We start from the raw sequence: 16,094 nt of genomic DNA, 5'->3' as shown, positions 1-16,094 counted from the left end.
CACAAGAAGCTAGAAGCTAATTCATATTTTTAATTTTTTGAGATAATCTACTGATTTTACGTGAGGCTGTATTTAATTTGATAATGTTTTTTGTTACACCTTTCATTATTTCAGATTGTGCAACAGTCAAAGCTAATTTAGCTGATTCTTTTGAGCCACTAATAACTTCTTGCAAAACTTTTTTTATATATGTTTTAATTCTACTTGACCTATTCTTATTTATTAAAGTTTTTTTTATTGTTTGTCTTATTGCCTTTTTTGCTGATGAATGATTAGCCATATTTATTATTTTCCTACAGATTTATTAGTTTTGTTCTTCATGGTTATGACTTTCTACTTTTGGGGTCATACAGCCTTTACTATTTACATCTCTATCAACGAACTCAATATAAGCTACTGATGCCATATCTCCATAACGAAAACCAGCCTTTATTATCCTAGTATAACCACCTGGACGTTCACTATATCTTTTACCTAAAACACTAATAAGTTTTTCAGTAGCAACTTTATCTTTGATTTTAGCAAGCAACATTCTTCTAGTCGCTAAATCAAATTTCTTGGCCTTAGTTATTAGTACTTCAATATATGGTCTAAGCTCTTTAGCCTTAGGTAAAGTTGTTTTTATTTGCTCATTCATCACAAGTGCAGCAGCCATATTAGCAAACATCGCCTGTCTATGACTACTTGTTCTATTAAGCTTTCTACCCTTAATTTTATGTCGCATGTTATTACCTTTTTATTAACCTCAATTCGATATAAGAATTGTTAATTCTTATATCGAATTGGCTTGTTATAAGGAAAAATGCATTCTTGAAGCGGATTTTACGAATGCATTTTAATCTATTACCACTAAATAATCTTATTTTTATATCATATAAAAATTAAGATTATTAGCAAATTAATATTTAACAATCAGGTGATGAACTGCTTCAAACCTGATTGTTTCTATATGTATCCCTGAATTAGATATAACCTGTTACATCTAATTCAGGTTTTATTAATATGGATCTTCATAACGCTTAGATAGTTCCTGAATATTTTCTGGAGGCCATCCTGGTATGTCCATACCAAATTTTAAACCAAAGCCTGATAATATATCCTTAATCTCATTAAGAGACTTTCTACCAAAGTTTTGAGTTCTAAGCATTTCTGCTTCTGTTTTGATAACAAGATCACCTATATAAATTATATTTTCATTTTTTAAACAATTCTGAGATCTAACAGATAATTCTAATTCCTCAACTTTCTTCAACAACGCTGGATTAAATGCTAATTCTTCTAACTTATCCTGTTTATCTTCTGTTTGTTCTTCAAATGTAATAAATAATTGTAACTGATCTTGCAGAATTCTAGCAGCAAGTGCTATAGACATCTCCGGAGAAATACTACCATTAGTTTCAACGGTCATAATCAATTTGTCATAATCTGTAACTTGACCAACACGTGTATTATCAACTTTATAGGTAACCTTTCTTACAGGACTGAATAACGCATCTATTGGGATAACGCCAATAGCTAATTCCGAACCAACGCTGCTTGCAGCGGGAACATACCCTTTTCCTGTCTCACACACTAATTCCATTTCAAGCTGAGCCCCTTTTGCCAAAGTACAAATCACATGGTTAGGGGTTAGTACCTCCACATCATGCCCTGTTCCAATCATCCCAGCAGTTACAACGCAAGGACCAGTAGCACTTAATCTGACAATCTTTCTTTCCGAAGAATGCATCTTAACGACCACAGACTTAAGATTCAAAACTACATCAACTAAATCTTCCTTAACCCCAGGTATAGCAGAAAATTCATGCACCACCCCTAGTATCTTTATTGATGTTATTGCAGCACCCTGAAGAGATGAGAGTAGAATTCGCCTCATAGCATTACCTATTGTTAAACCAAAGCCTCTCTCTAAAGGTTCAACCACAATTTTTACTATATTACTACTCTTATCAGGACTGTCATAAACTATCTTAGAAGGTTTTATTAATGCACTCCAGTTTTTATTTAATGATAACATTATTTACCTATGCCCCTATACTCTTCTTCTTTTTGGTGCTCTAACACCGTTATGTGCAACAGACGAAATATCTAAAACTGACGTAACTATAAAATTTTGACTAAATACCGCACGCATAGCCGATTCCCTTTGAGCCCCTGCACCTTGAACTCTAATTGAAACAGTTTTCAGACCGTGTTCTTTTGCAACTTCTGAGGCTTTATCAACAGTTATTTGAGCAGCATAAGGCGTAGCTTTTCTAGCCCCCTTAAAACCATGTGTACCTGCTGTTGAAAAAGCTATAGCATTACCTTGCACGTCCGTAAAAGTAACAATAGTATTATTAAAAGTTGTCTTTATATGAACAACACCAAGAGTGATATTTTTTCTTTTTTTCTTGACCTTAGTATTAGCCTGACTCATCATTATACCATATTACTTTGTAACTTTTTTCTTACCGGCAATCGCAACAGCTTTACCTTTTCTTGTTCGAGCATTAGAATGAGTATTCTGACCTCGAACAGGCAACTTTCTTATATGTCTAAGACCTTGGTAACTTCTAATATCCTTTTTCTTCTTGATATTAAGATTCACCTCTCTTCTTAAATCACCTTCTACTTTATATTCTTTTTCAATAATATTACGTAAAATAATAAGCTCTTGATCTGTTAAGTCTTTGACCCTTTTACTTTCAGATATTCCAGTTTTTCGACAAATCTCTTCTGCAGCAGAAAAACCAAGCCCATAAATATATGTTAAGCTCACTACTAATCTTTTGTTTGCTGGAATATTAACACTCGCTATTCTTGCCACAAATAATCTCCAAAATTTCGATAATAACCAAAAGGGAATAATATAAAAATATCCCTTAAAGTCAAATCATTTTTAATACTTTATATAAAACAAGCTCTACTTCTTCTTTATCCTTATTTGCATCAACAACATAGAATTCACTATTATCTCTATAATAGTTAAGTAACGGATAAGTTTCTATTTTATATTCTTCTATTCTTTGCTTAATAGTCTGTTCATCATCATCTTGTCTGTGCATAAATTTATCTGATCCACAAACATCACAGACATTATCAACCTTAGGTTTAATGAAATAACTATTATAAATTTGTCCACAATTTTCACAATTAAACCTACCTAGAATCCTCTTGATAATCACTTGATCGTCTATGTCGAAAAACACAACTTTAATCTTTTGATTAGCAAACATTCTTAGAAAATTAGCTTGCTCTAAATTACGAGGATAACCATCTAGAACATAACCGTTTTTATATATATCCTGAGTTAAAAACTCCTTAACTACATTATTCACCAATTTAGGAGGGACAAGTTTTCCTTGTGCCATATACTCTTTAATTAACAAACCATCCTTGTTATTAACCTTTACCATTTGCCTGAATATATCACCAGTAGACACATGAGGTAAATTTAACTTTCTTGCCAATAACTGCCCTTGAGTTCCCTTCCCTGAACCAGGAGACCCTATAAGCACTATAATCATTTGAAACTCTTCTTTAAACATAACATAATATATACCCTCCACTAAGTTAAAATGTATAATTTTTTGCTTTAAAGAATTGTTTTTTTATAATATAAGTTAGTTTTTTAACTTCATTTTTTTAATTAATCCCTCATACTTACTGCTAAATAAATGAGTTTGAATTTGTACAAATGTATCTAGAACAACATTAACAACAATTAAAAAACTTGTACCCCCTAAGGCAAAAGATACGGCATATTTATTCATTAACATTTCAGGAACTATACATATAAAACTAAGATATATACCACCTATTACAGTTAACCTAGTTAACAAATAATCAAAATATTCCGCAGTATTCTTACCAGGTCTTTTGCCAGGAATATATGCCCCATATTTTCTTAAGTTATTTGCTGTTTCTTCTGAATTAAAAACTACTGCTGTATAAAAAAAACTAAAAAACATTATCAACGCAACATACAACAAAATATATAAAGGCTTCCCATGCCCTAGATGGAAAGTTAATAAACTCATAATTTCTGAATTATTGCTAGAAAAATTAGCTATTGTCACAGGAAACAATAAAATCGAACTAGCAAATATTGGCGGAATTACCCCAGAAGTATTAAGTTTAAGAGGCATATGAGTCGAATCACCACCATAAATTTTATTACCAACTTGTCTTTTTGGATATTGTACCAAAACTTTTCTCTGTGCCTTCTCAAAGAAAATTATTATAGCTATAATTACAATAACTCCTAAACAAATAGCCATAACTACTATCGGAGACAAACCACCACTTCTTGACAACTCAAACATGCTTATAATACCACTTGGTACACCCGACACTATACCTATAAATATAATTAAGGACGATCCATTACCAATACCTCTACCAGTAATCTGTTCACCAAGCCACATTAAGAACATAGTACCTACAACTAAAGTAATAACGGTAGTAACCTTAAAAAAAAGCCCCGGTATAATAACTACTGGACCTACATTAGTCACAACATGTTCCAAACTTACTGCAACACCATATGCCTGAAAAGAAGCTAATAAAACAGTTAAATACCTAGATAATTGATTGATTTTCCTTTTACCAACCTCACCTTCTTTTTTTAAATTCTCTAAAGGCTTGTAGGCTATTGACATTAATTGAATGATAATTGAAGCAGTTATATATGGCATAATTGCTAAAGCAAAAATAGACATTCTACCTAGGGATCCCCCAGATAGCATATTAAACATACCAAGTATACCCGATTGATTTTGTTCAGCCACGCTGCTTAATGCAACCGAATCAATACCCGCTATAGGAATAAATGACCCAAATCTACATACTATAAGAGCCAAAATAGTAAAAATAATCCTATTAGCTAAGTCTTTATTAGATTTTTGTGTGGAATTTAAACTCATAAATTACAATATTTGACCACCAACTTGTTCTATTAACTTCTTAGCAGAGCTAGAATAAGCATCTAATTGAAATGATAAGGGACTATTAAAATCACCACTGCTAACAGATAATAACTTAACCAATAAGTTAGTATTCTTAATTAACCCGACTTCAACTAATCTATCCTTTGTTACAACTTCTGTTGAGTTCAAACGATTTTCTGCTATTAAAAATTCTATATCAGCAATATTTACTACACTATATTTCTTAGAACTAGGACAGTTAAAGCCTCTCTTTGGCAATCTTTTAATCATAGGCATCTGCCCCCCTTCAAAACCTTTGATAGCTACACCAGATCTAGATTTCTGTCCCTTAACACCTCTGCCACATGTTTTACCTTTACCACTGCCAATACCGCGACCTACTCTTTTTTTATCTTTCTTGGCACCAAAATTGTTAGATAACTCATTTAATTTCATTTTCTAAACTCTAATTTATTCTAATTTATATTTTCTACTTTTAACAAATGTTGTACCTTCTTGATCATCCCTCTAACAGAGTTTGTATCTTTCAAAATAACAGATTTATGCATTTTATTTAGACCTAAACCTACCAAGGTTTCTTCCTGATCATATTTACGACCTATACTACTACCAATTTGGGTAACTTTAACCTTTACCTCATTCACTTTTTCTTGATTACTACTCATAAATTCCTACAACCCAATTATTACTTTACTTTAAATATAAAGACTCACTATAGCCCATTGCTTCAAAGCCCCATTCACACGCAAATTCGGGATAAAAATTTGTCAATTCTTATCCCAAATTCGGTGAAATTATCGAAACAATCAGATTTGAGACGGCTCTGCATCTGATTGTTAAATTAATATTTTGCTAAAAACATGATTTTAATCTTTTAAAATCATGTTTTTAGCTTAAGGTTTAAAATGCATTCACAAAATCACTTTAAGAATGCATTTTTCTTTATTTTTTAGATTCTGCTACCTACCAAATCAAAACTTCTTAAGTTGACACTCATGAGCCTACGCTGGAAGGACTATTACACTACTTAAACTTGCACACTTGGTTCTGATATTATTTGTTGCCCTTTTGTAGATTTAGTTGATATCTCATTTATTCTTTTTCCTCTCCTTTCAGCAATATTCTTTGGAGAAGAGAGTTGAGATAACGCATCAAAAGTTGCAGCAATCATCGCATATACATTACTAGAACCCAAAGATTTGGCAACAATATCATGAACTCCTAAAGAATCAAAAATTGCCCTCATAGCACCGCCAGCGATAACACCAGTACCGGCTTTGGCTCTCCTTAAAATGACTTTAGCTGCTCCGCTTTTACCAATGACATCATGATGAATAGTCCTATTTTGATAAAGAGGAATTTTAATCATATCTTTCCTTGCTTCTTGAGTAGCCTTAGCTCTAGCTTCTGTTACCTCTTTCGCTTTGCCATGACCATAACCAACCTTACCGGCTTTATCACCAGCAACAATACAAGCAGAAAAAGAGAATTTTCTACCCCCCTTTACTACTTTAGTAACTCTGTTTACATCCACCAAAGTTTCTGTTAGTGCTTCACCCGTATTTTTTTTAGCTTTAGCCATTTCTTAAACCTAAAATTAAAATTTCATTTTTTTTCTTGCTGCATCAGCTAAAGCCTTAACAACACCATGATATTTATAACCACCCTTATCGAATACAACTTCTTGCACCCCTTTAAGCGATGCTCTTTCGCCTATTAAATCACCTACTTTCGTGGCTGTACCAATATTACAGTTGGATTTTTTTAACTGTCTAATTTCTTTATCTAAAGTCGAAGCAGATGCAATAGTTATTGATTGTTTGTCATCTATGACTTGTGCATATATGTGCTTTCCAGACTTAAAAATAGACAGCCTGAGTCTGTTTGATTTTGATATCTTAGACCTTACTCTAGCCTTTCTTATATCAAACTTTAACTTTGAACTACGCATATTGAACTCTTAAATTTTAATTTTTCTTACCTTCTTTTCTCTGAACATATTGACCTTTGCGTTTAATACCTTTACCTTTATATGGTTCAGGTGGTCTCTGCTTTATAATAATTGATATAAACTGACCTAATTTTTCTTTATCAACACTTTCCAATATAATCTGATTTTGTTTAGGAGCGGTAACTTTAATATTTTGAGGTATTTCTACTTTAGTATTATGACTTTTAGCAAGCATTAAGTTTAAATATTTATCCTTCACCAAAGCCTTATAACCAACGCCATTGACTTCAAGCTCTTCTGTAAAACCTTCTTTAACACCTTTTATCATACTATTTATTATACTTCGTGCCGTACCCCACATAGATCTAGCACTTTTAGTCTCTGCTAATGGTTTTACAAAAAGCTGATTATCTTGCAATAAAATTGCTATATTTCCTGCGAAAGTTTTTGTTAATTCTCCCTTGGGACCAACAACATTAACTTTCAACCCATCAAGTTCAACTTTCACCCCTTCAGGCACAGGGACTGGTAATTTTCCAATACGTGACATCTTTATACCTTAAAACACTTTACAAATTACTTCACCGCCAATTTTTTGGCTATGTGCTTCTCTATCTGATAAAACTCCTCTAGAAGTAGAAAGAATATAAATACCCATATTGTTATAATATCCTTTTAATTTATCAATAGAAGAATAAATCCTCTTACCTGGTTTTGAAACTCTACTTATTTCACATATAGCAGGTTTTCCATTAACAGAATATTTTAGATCCACTTCAATATGACTTATATTACCATCCTTGACAACTACATACTCTTTTATATAACCTTCTTTTTTTAAAACATCCAAAATAGTACATTTTATTTTTGAACAAGGTAGAGATATATTCATCAATTTACTTTTTTGACCATTTCTAATTCTAGTCAACATATCCGCTATATTATCTGTCATTGACATACGATAAACCTACTATTTTAACCTCAATTCGATATAAGAATTTTTATATCGAATTGGCTTTGTTATAAGAAAAAGTGTACCCTTGAAGCGACTTTTACGAGTACATTTCAACTTTTTTCATCATTCAATGGGTGATTTTAATTATTAAAACCACCTATTGAATAGAATATTACATTTTAACAATCAGGTACTGAACCGCTTCAAACCTGATTGTTTCTACTTAACCCTTGAATTCGATATAATAAGTTATATCGAATTCAAGCTATTTTACCAACTTGCTTTAATCAAACCAGGAACTAATCCCTTACTACCAAGATCTCTCAGCTTATTTCGCGATAGACCAAATTTACTATACACTCCTCTTGGACGTCCAGTAAGCTCACACCGATTTCGAACTCTATTCATAGCTGAGTTTCTAGGTAACTTAGCTAAAAGCATCACTAACGAAAATCTTTCTTCCAAAGATAAAGTTTTATCGTAAATCTTGTCCTTTAATTTAGCACGCTTGTTATATAAACTTTGTGCCATCTTTCTTCTTCTATTATTCTTTTTTATAGAACTTACTTTAGCCATCTATTTTTCTTCTAAAAATTAATTATAAAAAGGCAAATTAAAGCCAGAAAGTAATAATTTACCTTCTTCATTATTCATAGCACTTGTAACAATCGTGATATCCATACCACGAATTACATCTATCTTGTCGTAATTAATCTCTGGAAAAACAATCTGTTCTTTTATACCAAAAGTAAAATTACCTCTACCATCAAAGCTTTTGCTTGAGAAACCTCTAAATTCTTTAATACGCGGTAGAGCAACGATTACTAATCTCTCTAAAAAATCATACATTCTATCTTTGCGCAGAGTAACTTTACAACCAACTTTCATACCTTCACGAAGCTTAAAAGTAGCAATAGACTTTTTGGCCTCAGTTACTAAAGGCTTTTGTCCTGAAATTAGAGTTAGATCATTGACAGCATTATTAATTACCTTAGAATCTGCAACCGTCTCACCAACACCCATATTAACAACAATTTTTACAACCTTAGGCATTTGATGTTTATTCTTGTACGCAAACTCTTTCTGTAAGTTTGGTACAATCTCTTTAGTGTATAAATCTTTAAACCTGAGCAACATTACTTACCTTCCTTATTACTAATAATTTCACCAGACTTCTTAGCTACTCTTACTTTAGAGCCATCTTCTAGAAATTTAAAAGCAACTTTTGTATGGTTACCTGTTTTAGGATCTATGTGAGCAACATTGGATATATGTATGGATAATTCCTTTGACACTATGCCACCTTCACTTGTTTTACTCGCCTTAACATGCTTGCGAACAATATTTATACCCGAAACAATAGCTCTATTTTGCTCAGGCAAAACCTTTAAGACCTTACCCTTTTTTCCCTTATTTTTTCCGGTGATAACAATAACTTCATCACCTTTCTTAATTTTTAGCTTAATCATTACAACACCTCTTCTGCAAGTGACATAATCTTAACGAATTTTTTTGCCCTTAATTCTCTAGTTACAGGACCGAAAACTCTTGTACCTATTGGTTCTCCTTGCTTATTTAAAAGTACTGCTGCATTAGAATCAAACTTAATTGTACTACCATCTGTCCTTCTAACACCCTTTTTTGTTCTAACAATTAGAGCCCTATGTACGTCACCTTTTTTTACTTTTCCGCTTGGTAAAGCTTCTTTTATAGATACCACAATGACATCCCCAAGATTTGCTATCATGTGATGTGAACCACCAAGCACTTTAATACACATAATTTTTTTAGCACCAGAGTTATCCGCAACATCTAAGATGCTCTGCATCTGAATCATAACTTACTTCCACTTGAGAATTTAATAACGCAACAAAATAAACAATCTAAATAACAAAGTCAAAGGATAAAACTCACCATTCTGTGACAACCAAACCTATCATTAGAGAGATGCCTTTACATCCCCTAACACCACCCAAGACTTAGTTTTAGATATAGGACGACTTTCAACTATACTAACCTTATCACCATCCTTATAAGTATTTTCTGGATCATGAGCAGCATATTTTTTAGAGACTTTTACAATTTTTTTGTATATAGGATGCTTAAACCTACGCTCTACTTTAACTGTAATAGTCTTATCAGTTTTCGAACTTACAACAACGCCCTGTAGCACTCTTTTCGGCATTTCCCTATTCTCCAGTTTTTGATCTTATAGTTAACTCTGTATTAATACGAGCTATTGTTTTTTTTACAAAAGAAAACCTGCTAGTATTTTGTAATTCACCTAATGTTCTTTGAAACCGTAGATTAAAAAACTCTTTTTTAAACAAAGTTCTCTTTTTGTGAAGCTCTTCCGTAGTCTGCCCAACCAATTCCTTTGCTGATACCCCTAAATTATTCATAACGCCTCACTATCTTTGTTCTTACAGGCAATTTTGCACTAGCAAGCTCAAGTGCTTTCGTCGCTATATCATCTGTAACCCCTTCCACTTCAAACATAATTCTTCCAGGTGATACTCTCACTGCAAAAAATTCAGTAGAACCTTTTCCTTTACCCATTCTAACTTCCGCAGGCTTCTTTGACACAGGCAAATCAGGAAAAATTTTAATCCATAATCTCCCCTGCCTTTTCATACAACGAACTGCAGCCTTTCTTGCTGCCTCTATTTGTCTTGCGGTAACCCTTAAACCATCTAACGATTTCAAGCCAAAAGAACCGAAAGCTAGCATAGTACCAGCTTTTGCTTTTGAGGAAACTCTTCCCTTATGTGCTTTTCTAAATTTTTGTTTTTTCGGAGCTAACATTATTTTACTTCAAAATTAATTATGTTTCTTTCTATTTTCCACATGATCACCCCTATAGACCCAAACCTTTATACCTATAACTCCATAAGTTGTCATAGCTTCAGCAGTCGCATAGTCAATATCAGCTCTCAAAGTATGTAAAGGTACTCTACCTTCTCTATACCACTCTGTTCTCGCTATTTCAGCTCCAGCTAAACGTCCAGAACAAGCAACCTTTATACCTAACCCTCCTTGCTTAAAGCAGGCTTGGATAGCGGTTTTCATAGCTTTTCTAAAAGACACTCTTTTTTCAAGCTGCATAGCAATCGTTTGAGCAATAATGTTAGAGTCTATATTAGGCTTCTTTACTTCATGTATGTTAATATATATTTCTTCTAAACCCGTAATTTTTTGGACAGATTTTTTTAATTTATCAATGTCGTTACCACTTTTACCTATAATAACTCCAGGCTTTTTAGCAAAAATATTAATTATAACCTTCTTATTAGAAGGCCTCTCTATTAATACTCTACTAACTTGTGCTTGCACATAGTTCTTATTAACTAGATTTCTAACCTCTAAATCTTGGATAAGAAGGACTTTATACTGCTTCTTATCAGCATATAACACCGAGTCCCAACCTTTAATTAATGTCGGACCAACTCTAAAGCCATGCGGATTAACTTTCTGCCCCATATCTTATTTCCCCTCAACTTCAGTAACTGTAATATATAAATTACTAAAAAATTTATTAATCCTTGTTGCTCTTCCTTTAGCTCTTGGCATAATTCTTTTCATCACCAACGCCTTACCTACAGTTGCAGAAGTAATAAACAAAGTATCAATATCTAAACCAAAATTATTTTCAGCATTAGCAACAGCAGACTGTAAACATTTTTTTACATCTTGAGCAATTCTTCTAGGGGAAAAGGTAAGCTGAATTAGAGCCTCAGACACTTTCATATTCCTAATAGAAGTTGCAACCAAATTCAATTTCCTCGGACTCACTCTAAGAGACTTAGCAATTGCTGTAGTAGAGCCTTTATTCACCTTCACCATATCTATTTTCTCTTAACTTTTTTATCTGTGCCATGACCATGAAAAGTCCTAGTTGGAGAAAATTCACCTAATTTTTTACCAACCATTTCTTCACTTACAGTAACAGGTATAAATTTATTTCCATTATGTACAGCAAATGTTATTCCAACAAAAAATGGTAAAATTGTTGACCTTCTAGACCAAGTCTGAATCATTTCTGATTTACCAGATTCAATCAATTTTTGTACTTTTTTTATCAGATAACCATCTACAAAAGGTCCTTTCCAAACTGAACGAGCCATAATTACTACCTAATTACTTTCTTCTCTTAATAATAAATTTTGATGTAAGCTTATTCTTACGTGTTTTCTTACCCTTAGTTGGGAAACCCCATGGAGTCACTGGATGGCGACCACCAGAAGTTTTTCCTTCTCCTCCCCCATGTGGGTGATCGACTGGATTCATTGCAACACCACGAACATGTGGTCTCCAACCTAGCCATCTATTTCTTCCGGCCTTACCTAAATTGGTATTTTTTTGATCAGGGTTTGAAACAACACCTATGGTAGCCTTACAATCTAACGGTATCAATCTAAATTCTCCAGATCGAAGCTTGATCTGTGCATAACCCGAATCCTTACCTACTAAATTAACAGAAGTACCAGCAGATCTTGCAATTTGACCACCTTTACCAACTTTCATTTCTACATTATGTAAAGTAGTACCAACAGGAATAGATTTCAAAGATAAACAATTTCCTACTTTTATGTCAGCTTTATCACTTGATACTATTCTATCTCCTACAATAAGCTTTTGTGGTGCTAAAATATAAGAATACTCACCATCATCGAATTTAATTAAAGCAATGAAGGAAGTTCTGTTAGGATCATATTCTATTCTTTCAACAGTGGCAAATATATCCTGTTTATTTCTTTTAAAATCGATTATACGATAAAGTCTTTTATGCCCTCCTCCTCTATGCCAAGAAGTGGTTCTACCCAAATTATTTCTACCACCAGTCTTAGATAAACCTTTAGTTAAAGGTTTATGAGGCTTACCCTTCCAAAGATCAGATTTATCAACCTGTACTAATTCTCTAAGGGATGGAGTAACTGGATTAAACTTTTTTAAAGCCATTTATTTAATACCCCCAGTAAAATCAATAGTATAATCTTTTTCTAACGTCACAATTGCTTTCTTTTTATCTGATTGTCTGCCATTAACACCCTTGAATCTTTTTCTCTTACCTTTTACATTCATTATGTTAACTTTTTTAACCTTAACCTGAAAAATCTTTTCAACAGCCATCTTGATAGAAGCTTTCTCAGCACTACCAGCAACATGAAAAGTAAACTTATTTTGTTGCTCAGATAAAATATTGGTCTTCTCAGTGATCACAGGATTCCTAATAATATCATAATGTTTATAAGACTTCACTTTAACCTCTTTTCTAAAGCATCTACAGCTTCTTGTGATAACAAAACATAATCATGGCGTATTATATCATAAACATTTGCACCAATTTGCGGTACTGAAATAGTATTTGGAATATTTTGTACTGCCAAAGAAAAATTGATATCAACTTCATCACCACTAACAATAAAATAACTTTTACCATGAAAATTATTTAATAATTTTATAAGATTAGAAGTTTTGGATTCATGTAATTTTAAAGAATCTACTATTAGCAGCTTTCCCTCAGCCAATTTTTCTGATAAAGCATGTTTTAAACCAAGTTTTCTAACTTTTTTTGGTAATTTTGTAGCATGACTCCTTGTTACTGGACCGTGAGAAACTCCACCACCTCTCATTTGGACAGATCTTAAAGATCCTTGCCTTGCATTACCCGTACCTTTTTGCTTAAAAGGTTTCTTTGTAGTACCAGATACTTGCGACACTGTCTTTGTTTGATGTGTACCAGCCATAGCTTTAGCTCTCTGCCAATCAACAACAAGCTTGATAATATCTTCCCTAACAAAATCTACAGCAAAAACTTCGTTATCTAAATCAATCTCACCAACAGCTTCATTTTCAAGATTTAATAATTTGGCTTTCATATAGTTTATCCTATAGCTGTAATGGTTTTCTTAATAGCATCCTTAATGTAGACATAAGATCCTTTTGAACCGGGAATATTTCCACTAACTATGATTATGCTTTTTTCCATATCAGTATCGACTACTTTCAAATTTTGAATAGTAACTCTTGTATTTCCCATGTGACCAGCCATTTTCTTATTCTTAAATACTTTACCAGGATCTTGTCTACCACCAGTAGAACCATGCGAACGGTGAGACACAGATACACCATGTGAAGCTTCAAGTCCTCTAAAATTATGCCTTTTCATACTACCAGCAAAACCTTTACCAATAGTAGTACCTACAACATCTATAAACTGACCAATAACAAAATGATCCACATGCAATACAAAACCTACATCAAGGAAACAAGCTTCAGAAATTCTAAATTCCTTCAATTTTTCCTTTGGCGTAACTTGAGCATTAGCAAATACCTGCTTCATTGGTTTTGTTACTTTAGATAATTTTTTATCTTTTACCCCAATAACCAAAGCATTATAGCCATCCCTTTCTAGGGTCTTTTGTCCTACTACTTGGCAATCTTCAACTTGTAGAAAAGTAACGGTATATCTCTCACCTTTTTCATTAAAAATTGAACTCATACCAATTTTTTTAGCAATTAAACCGGTTCTCATCACTCAACACTCTCTAACTTAATCTCAACATCAACACCAGCAGGCAAATCAACTTTTTTTAAAGCATCAACAGTCTGAGGAGTTGGATAACTTATTATCAAAAGTCTTTTCTGAATTCTAATCTCAAATTGCTCCCTTGATTTTTTATTGACATGCGGAGACCTATTAACGGTAAATCTCTCAATTGTCCTTGGCAACGGAATTGGACCAATTATATCAGCACCGGTTCTTTTAACAGCCCCTACTATTTCTCTAGTACCTTGCTCAAGCGAGCGGTGATCAAACGACTTTAAACGAATTTTGATTTTTTGATTATTTTTCATTAACTAAACCTTTTTATAAACAGCTAGACCAGTCAAAGCACATTCTTTAATAGACTTACTCTAATTAAACATATTTTGCCTAACCCTAAAAAAATAGTCATCCTGAACTTTTTCAGGATGACTATTTCTTATTATTTTATAATCTTTGATACTACACCAGCTCCTACTGTCCTACCACCTTCACGTATAGCAAAACGTACGCCCTCTTCCATAGCTATCGGAGCGATCAATGCAATTTTCAGATTCGCATTATCACCAGGCATCACCATTGTTTTACCATCTTTCAAAGTGATTTCTCCAGTTACGTCAGTTGTTCTAAAATAAAACTGTGGTCGATATTTATCTGTAAATGCTGTATGACGACCACCTTCTTTCGTGGTAAGTACATAAACTTCAGCTTCAAACTCAGTATGCGGAGTTATACTTCCAGGCTTAGCTAACACTTGACCTCTGCATACATCTTCCCTTTTAGTTCCACGCAGTAATATACCAACATTATCACCGGCTTCACCTTGATCTAATAGCTTCTTAAACATTTCCACACCAGTACAAGTAGTTTTTTGAGTATCTCTTATACCAACAATCTCTACCTCTTCACCAACTTTTACTATACCTTTTTCGATTCTACCAGTAACAACCGTACCTCTTCCAGAAATAGAAAATACATCTTCTATCGACATTAAGAAAGGTTTATCTGTATCTCTCTCAGGTTGAGGTATATATTCATCAATAGCATTCATCAACTCTTTAATCGCAGCTTCACCTTCAGGTTTTCCTTCTAGAGCCTGTAAAGCTGAACCTCTGATAACTGGTATATCATCTCCAGGAAAATCATACATTGATAAAAGTTCTCTGACTTCCATTTCTACTAAGTCAAGCAATTCTGGATCATCAACCATATCAACTTTATTCAAAAATACAACTATTGCAGGTACGCCAACTTGCTTAGCAAGCAATATATGTTCCCTTGTTTGGGGCATTGGACCATCAGCAGCAGATACTACCAATATAGCAGCATCCATTTGAGCTGCACCACTTATCATATTCTTTATATAATCTGCGTGACCAGGACAATCAATGTGAGCATAATGCCTTTTTTTAGTTCTATATTCAACGTGAGCAGTAGCAATAGTTATACCCCTTTCCCTCTCTTCAGGAGCTTTATCAATGTCATCATAATTAGTAGCCTGTGCTCCACCTTCTTTTGATAACACTAAAGTTATTGCAGCTGTTAAAGAAGTCTTACCATGATCTACGTGTCCTATAGTACCTATATTACAATGGGGTAGATCCCTTTCAAATTTTACCTTTGCCATAATTCATTCTCCACAATTTAAGATTTAATACAATTTAACATAAAAATACAAATTTATCCAATTTCCAATTATCACCAATACTC

At 33.2% G+C, this 16,094-nt stretch carries 29 protein-coding genes; all 29 read right to left on the bottom strand.

What is annotated here, in order from left to right:
• Nucleotides 1-16: 16 nt before the first annotated feature.
• The 29 genes from rpsT to tuf all read right to left on the bottom strand — a co-directional run bounded on the left by rpsT (nucleotide 17) and on the right by tuf (nucleotide 16,011).
• The gene (gene rpsT, locus AAHM80_RS01275) at nucleotides 17-280 is read right to left on the bottom strand and encodes a 30S ribosomal protein S20 (protein ID WP_341748197.1); all 264 of its coding nucleotides are present in this window, start codon (nucleotides 278-280) and stop codon (nucleotides 17-19) included.
• Nucleotides 281-304: 24 nt separating this feature from the next.
• The gene (gene rplQ, locus AAHM80_RS01270; RefSeq protein WP_342260042.1) at nucleotides 305-724 is read right to left on the bottom strand and encodes a 50S ribosomal protein L17; all 420 of its coding nucleotides are present in this window, start codon (nucleotides 722-724) and stop codon (nucleotides 305-307) included.
• Nucleotides 725-997: 273 nt separating this feature from the next.
• Nucleotides 998-2,017 carry a DNA-directed RNA polymerase subunit alpha gene (locus tag AAHM80_RS01265; RefSeq protein ID WP_341755294.1) on the bottom strand — a complete coding sequence of 340 codons (1,020 nt, stop codon included), beginning with the start codon at nucleotides 2,015-2,017 and terminating at the stop codon, nucleotides 998-1,000.
• Nucleotides 2,018-2,032: 15 nt separating this feature from the next.
• Nucleotides 2,033-2,419: a 30S ribosomal protein S11 gene (gene rpsK, locus AAHM80_RS01260; RefSeq protein ID WP_342260041.1), complete on the bottom strand. Its 387-nt coding sequence runs from the start codon at nucleotides 2,417-2,419 to the stop codon at nucleotides 2,033-2,035.
• Between the two features lie 12 nt (nucleotides 2,420-2,431).
• The gene (gene rpsM / locus AAHM80_RS01255) at nucleotides 2,432-2,809 is read right to left on the bottom strand and encodes a 30S ribosomal protein S13 (RefSeq protein WP_341748193.1); all 378 of its coding nucleotides are present in this window, start codon (nucleotides 2,807-2,809) and stop codon (nucleotides 2,432-2,434) included.
• Nucleotides 2,810-2,870: 61 nt separating this feature from the next.
• Entirely contained in the window at nucleotides 2,871-3,509 is a 639-nt protein-coding gene (locus tag AAHM80_RS01250) for an adenylate kinase (RefSeq protein WP_341748430.1), read from the bottom strand.
• Nucleotides 3,510-3,605: 96 nt separating this feature from the next.
• Nucleotides 3,606-4,907 carry a preprotein translocase subunit SecY gene (gene secY / locus AAHM80_RS01245; RefSeq protein ID WP_341748192.1) on the bottom strand — a complete coding sequence of 434 codons (1,302 nt, stop codon included), beginning with the start codon at nucleotides 4,905-4,907 and terminating at the stop codon, nucleotides 3,606-3,608.
• 3 nt (nucleotides 4,908-4,910) lie between these two features.
• Nucleotides 4,911-5,366, bottom strand: coding sequence for a 50S ribosomal protein L15 (gene rplO, locus AAHM80_RS01240; RefSeq protein ID WP_341748191.1), 456 nt, complete (start codon nucleotides 5,364-5,366; stop codon nucleotides 4,911-4,913).
• 20 nt (nucleotides 5,367-5,386) lie between these two features.
• Complete coding sequence (gene rpmD / locus AAHM80_RS01235; protein WP_341748190.1) at nucleotides 5,387-5,596, bottom strand: 50S ribosomal protein L30; 210 nt, start codon at nucleotides 5,594-5,596, stop codon at nucleotides 5,387-5,389.
• Nucleotides 5,597-5,958: 362 nt separating this feature from the next.
• Complete coding sequence (gene rpsE, locus AAHM80_RS01230; protein WP_342260040.1) at nucleotides 5,959-6,513, bottom strand: 30S ribosomal protein S5; 555 nt, start codon at nucleotides 6,511-6,513, stop codon at nucleotides 5,959-5,961.
• 15 nt (nucleotides 6,514-6,528) lie between these two features.
• Nucleotides 6,529-6,882 (bottom strand): 50S ribosomal protein L18, encoded by a 354-nt coding sequence (gene rplR / locus AAHM80_RS01225; RefSeq protein ID WP_341748188.1) that lies wholly within the window; start codon nucleotides 6,880-6,882, stop codon nucleotides 6,529-6,531.
• Nucleotides 6,883-6,898: 16 nt separating this feature from the next.
• Nucleotides 6,899-7,432, bottom strand: coding sequence for a 50S ribosomal protein L6 (gene rplF, locus AAHM80_RS01220; RefSeq protein ID WP_341748187.1), 534 nt, complete (start codon nucleotides 7,430-7,432; stop codon nucleotides 6,899-6,901).
• Nucleotides 7,433-7,441: 9 nt separating this feature from the next.
• Nucleotides 7,442-7,840, bottom strand: a complete 399-nt coding sequence (gene rpsH, locus AAHM80_RS01215; protein ID WP_342260039.1) for a 30S ribosomal protein S8 — start codon at nucleotides 7,838-7,840, stop codon at nucleotides 7,442-7,444.
• Nucleotides 7,841-8,107: 267 nt separating this feature from the next.
• The gene (gene rpsN / locus AAHM80_RS01210) at nucleotides 8,108-8,413 is read right to left on the bottom strand and encodes a 30S ribosomal protein S14 (protein ID WP_342260038.1); all 306 of its coding nucleotides are present in this window, start codon (nucleotides 8,411-8,413) and stop codon (nucleotides 8,108-8,110) included.
• Between the two features lie 18 nt (nucleotides 8,414-8,431).
• Nucleotides 8,432-8,971, bottom strand: a complete 540-nt coding sequence (gene rplE / locus AAHM80_RS01205) for a 50S ribosomal protein L5 (RefSeq protein WP_375331539.1) — start codon at nucleotides 8,969-8,971, stop codon at nucleotides 8,432-8,434.
• Nucleotides 8,972-8,973: 2 nt separating this feature from the next.
• Nucleotides 8,974-9,306 carry a 50S ribosomal protein L24 gene (gene rplX, locus AAHM80_RS01200; protein WP_341748183.1) on the bottom strand — a complete coding sequence of 111 codons (333 nt, stop codon included), beginning with the start codon at nucleotides 9,304-9,306 and terminating at the stop codon, nucleotides 8,974-8,976.
• Nucleotides 9,306-9,674 carry a 50S ribosomal protein L14 gene (gene rplN / locus AAHM80_RS01195; RefSeq protein ID WP_342260037.1) on the bottom strand — a complete coding sequence of 123 codons (369 nt, stop codon included), beginning with the start codon at nucleotides 9,672-9,674 and terminating at the stop codon, nucleotides 9,306-9,308. Before rplN ends, rplX begins: the two co-directional genes overlap by 1 nt.
• A 102-nt stretch (nucleotides 9,675-9,776) precedes the next feature.
• Nucleotides 9,777-10,022 carry a 30S ribosomal protein S17 gene (rpsQ, locus tag AAHM80_RS01190; RefSeq protein ID WP_341751357.1) on the bottom strand — a complete coding sequence of 82 codons (246 nt, stop codon included), beginning with the start codon at nucleotides 10,020-10,022 and terminating at the stop codon, nucleotides 9,777-9,779.
• Nucleotides 10,023-10,026: 4 nt separating this feature from the next.
• Entirely contained in the window at nucleotides 10,027-10,239 is a 213-nt protein-coding gene (gene rpmC, locus AAHM80_RS01185; protein ID WP_341751358.1) for a 50S ribosomal protein L29, read from the bottom strand.
• Entirely contained in the window at nucleotides 10,232-10,642 is a 411-nt protein-coding gene (gene rplP, locus AAHM80_RS01180; RefSeq protein ID WP_341748179.1) for a 50S ribosomal protein L16, read from the bottom strand. The genes rpmC and rplP overlap by 8 nt, the downstream gene beginning before the upstream one ends.
• 15 nt (nucleotides 10,643-10,657) lie before the next feature.
• Nucleotides 10,658-11,317, bottom strand: coding sequence for a 30S ribosomal protein S3 (rpsC, locus tag AAHM80_RS01175; RefSeq protein WP_342260036.1), 660 nt, complete (start codon nucleotides 11,315-11,317; stop codon nucleotides 10,658-10,660).
• 3 nt (nucleotides 11,318-11,320) lie between these two features.
• Nucleotides 11,321-11,680 carry a 50S ribosomal protein L22 gene (rplV, locus tag AAHM80_RS01170; RefSeq protein ID WP_341748177.1) on the bottom strand — a complete coding sequence of 120 codons (360 nt, stop codon included), beginning with the start codon at nucleotides 11,678-11,680 and terminating at the stop codon, nucleotides 11,321-11,323.
• A gap of 2 nt (nucleotides 11,681-11,682) precedes the next feature.
• Entirely contained in the window at nucleotides 11,683-11,961 is a 279-nt protein-coding gene (gene rpsS / locus AAHM80_RS01165; RefSeq protein WP_341748176.1) for a 30S ribosomal protein S19, read from the bottom strand.
• Nucleotides 11,962-11,974: 13 nt separating this feature from the next.
• Nucleotides 11,975-12,796 carry a 50S ribosomal protein L2 gene (rplB, locus tag AAHM80_RS01160; RefSeq protein ID WP_342260035.1) on the bottom strand — a complete coding sequence of 274 codons (822 nt, stop codon included), beginning with the start codon at nucleotides 12,794-12,796 and terminating at the stop codon, nucleotides 11,975-11,977.
• Complete coding sequence (gene rplW, locus AAHM80_RS01155) at nucleotides 12,797-13,096, bottom strand: 50S ribosomal protein L23 (protein ID WP_341748174.1); 300 nt, start codon at nucleotides 13,094-13,096, stop codon at nucleotides 12,797-12,799.
• Nucleotides 13,093-13,716 (bottom strand): 50S ribosomal protein L4, encoded by a 624-nt coding sequence (rplD, locus tag AAHM80_RS01150; protein ID WP_341748173.1) that lies wholly within the window; start codon nucleotides 13,714-13,716, stop codon nucleotides 13,093-13,095. Before rplD ends, rplW begins: the two co-directional genes overlap by 4 nt.
• A 5-nt stretch (nucleotides 13,717-13,721) precedes the next feature.
• Nucleotides 13,722-14,372 carry a 50S ribosomal protein L3 gene (rplC, locus tag AAHM80_RS01145; RefSeq protein WP_342260034.1) on the bottom strand — a complete coding sequence of 217 codons (651 nt, stop codon included), beginning with the start codon at nucleotides 14,370-14,372 and terminating at the stop codon, nucleotides 13,722-13,724.
• Nucleotides 14,372-14,695, bottom strand: coding sequence for a 30S ribosomal protein S10 (gene rpsJ / locus AAHM80_RS01140; RefSeq protein ID WP_341748171.1), 324 nt, complete (start codon nucleotides 14,693-14,695; stop codon nucleotides 14,372-14,374). Before rpsJ ends, rplC begins: the two co-directional genes overlap by 1 nt.
• Before the next feature lie 131 nt (nucleotides 14,696-14,826).
• Entirely contained in the window at nucleotides 14,827-16,011 is a 1,185-nt protein-coding gene (gene tuf / locus AAHM80_RS01135; protein WP_341748170.1) for an elongation factor Tu, read from the bottom strand.
• Nucleotides 16,012-16,094: the final 83 nt, after the last annotated feature.

It is taken from the genome of Candidatus Tisiphia endosymbiont of Metellina segmentata (assembly GCF_964030715.1).
Classification (GTDB): Bacteria; Pseudomonadota; Alphaproteobacteria; order Rickettsiales; family Rickettsiaceae; genus Tisiphia.
Note: the sequence above shows the minus strand (reverse complement) of the source record. Positions and strands in the feature narration are given on the sequence as shown.

What these genes read in the sequence shown, in the direction of transcription:
- rpsC (WP_342260036.1), bottom strand. Translation starts at nt 11,317, where the DNA reads ATGGGGCAGAAAGTTAATCCGCATGGCTTTAGAGTTGGTCCGACATTA.
- rpsN (WP_342260038.1), bottom strand. Translation starts at nt 8,413, where the DNA reads ATGGCTAAAGTAAGTTCTATAAAAAAGAATAATAGAAGAAGAAAGATG.
- rplO (WP_341748191.1), bottom strand. Translation starts at nt 5,366, where the DNA reads ATGAAATTAAATGAGTTATCTAACAATTTTGGTGCCAAGAAAGATAAA.
- tuf (WP_341748170.1), bottom strand. Translation starts at nt 16,011, where the DNA reads ATGGCAAAGGTAAAATTTGAAAGGGATCTACCCCATTGTAATATAGGT.
- rplQ (WP_342260042.1), bottom strand. Translation starts at nt 724, where the DNA reads ATGCGACATAAAATTAAGGGTAGAAAGCTTAATAGAACAAGTAGTCAT.
- rplN (WP_342260037.1), bottom strand. Translation starts at nt 9,674, where the DNA reads ATGATTCAGATGCAGAGCATCTTAGATGTTGCGGATAACTCTGGTGCT.
- rplP (WP_341748179.1), bottom strand. Translation starts at nt 10,642, where the DNA reads ATGTTAGCTCCGAAAAAACAAAAATTTAGAAAAGCACATAAGGGAAGA.
- rpsQ (WP_341751357.1), bottom strand. Translation starts at nt 10,022, where the DNA reads ATGCCGAAAAGAGTGCTACAGGGCGTTGTTGTAAGTTCGAAAACTGAT.
- rpsS (WP_341748176.1), bottom strand. Translation starts at nt 11,961, where the DNA reads ATGGCTCGTTCAGTTTGGAAAGGACCTTTTGTAGATGGTTATCTGATA.
- rplR (WP_341748188.1), bottom strand. Translation starts at nt 6,882, where the DNA reads ATGCGTAGTTCAAAGTTAAAGTTTGATATAAGAAAGGCTAGAGTAAGG.
- rplV (WP_341748177.1), bottom strand. Translation starts at nt 11,680, where the DNA reads ATGGTGAAGGTGAATAAAGGCTCTACTACAGCAATTGCTAAGTCTCTT.
- rpsK (WP_342260041.1), bottom strand. Translation starts at nt 2,419, where the DNA reads ATGAGTCAGGCTAATACTAAGGTCAAGAAAAAAAGAAAAAATATCACT.
- rplB (WP_342260035.1), bottom strand. Translation starts at nt 12,796, where the DNA reads ATGGCTTTAAAAAAGTTTAATCCAGTTACTCCATCCCTTAGAGAATTA.
- AAHM80_RS01265 (WP_341755294.1), bottom strand. Translation starts at nt 2,017, where the DNA reads ATGTTATCATTAAATAAAAACTGGAGTGCATTAATAAAACCTTCTAAG.
- rpsE (WP_342260040.1), bottom strand. Translation starts at nt 6,513, where the DNA reads ATGGCTAAAGCTAAAAAAAATACGGGTGAAGCACTAACAGAAACTTTG.
- rpsH (WP_342260039.1), bottom strand. Translation starts at nt 7,840, where the DNA reads ATGTCAATGACAGATAATATAGCGGATATGTTGACTAGAATTAGAAAT.
- rplF (WP_341748187.1), bottom strand. Translation starts at nt 7,432, where the DNA reads ATGTCACGTATTGGAAAATTACCAGTCCCTGTGCCTGAAGGGGTGAAA.
- rpmC (WP_341751358.1), bottom strand. Translation starts at nt 10,239, where the DNA reads ATGAATAATTTAGGGGTATCAGCAAAGGAATTGGTTGGGCAGACTACG.
- AAHM80_RS01250 (WP_341748430.1), bottom strand. Translation starts at nt 3,509, where the DNA reads ATGATTATAGTGCTTATAGGGTCTCCTGGTTCAGGGAAGGGAACTCAA.
- rplC (WP_342260034.1), bottom strand. Translation starts at nt 14,372, where the DNA reads ATGAGAACCGGTTTAATTGCTAAAAAAATTGGTATGAGTTCAATTTTT.
- rplX (WP_341748183.1), bottom strand. Translation starts at nt 9,306, where the DNA reads ATGATTAAGCTAAAAATTAAGAAAGGTGATGAAGTTATTGTTATCACC.
- rpsJ (WP_341748171.1), bottom strand. Translation starts at nt 14,695, where the DNA reads ATGAAAAATAATCAAAAAATCAAAATTCGTTTAAAGTCGTTTGATCAC.
- rpsT (WP_341748197.1), bottom strand. Translation starts at nt 280, where the DNA reads ATGGCTAATCATTCATCAGCAAAAAAGGCAATAAGACAAACAATAAAA.
- rplD (WP_341748173.1), bottom strand. Translation starts at nt 13,716, where the DNA reads ATGAAAGCCAAATTATTAAATCTTGAAAATGAAGCTGTTGGTGAGATT.
- secY (WP_341748192.1), bottom strand. Translation starts at nt 4,907, where the DNA reads ATGAGTTTAAATTCCACACAAAAATCTAATAAAGACTTAGCTAATAGG.
- rpmD (WP_341748190.1), bottom strand. Translation starts at nt 5,596, where the DNA reads ATGAGTAGTAATCAAGAAAAAGTGAATGAGGTAAAGGTTAAAGTTACC.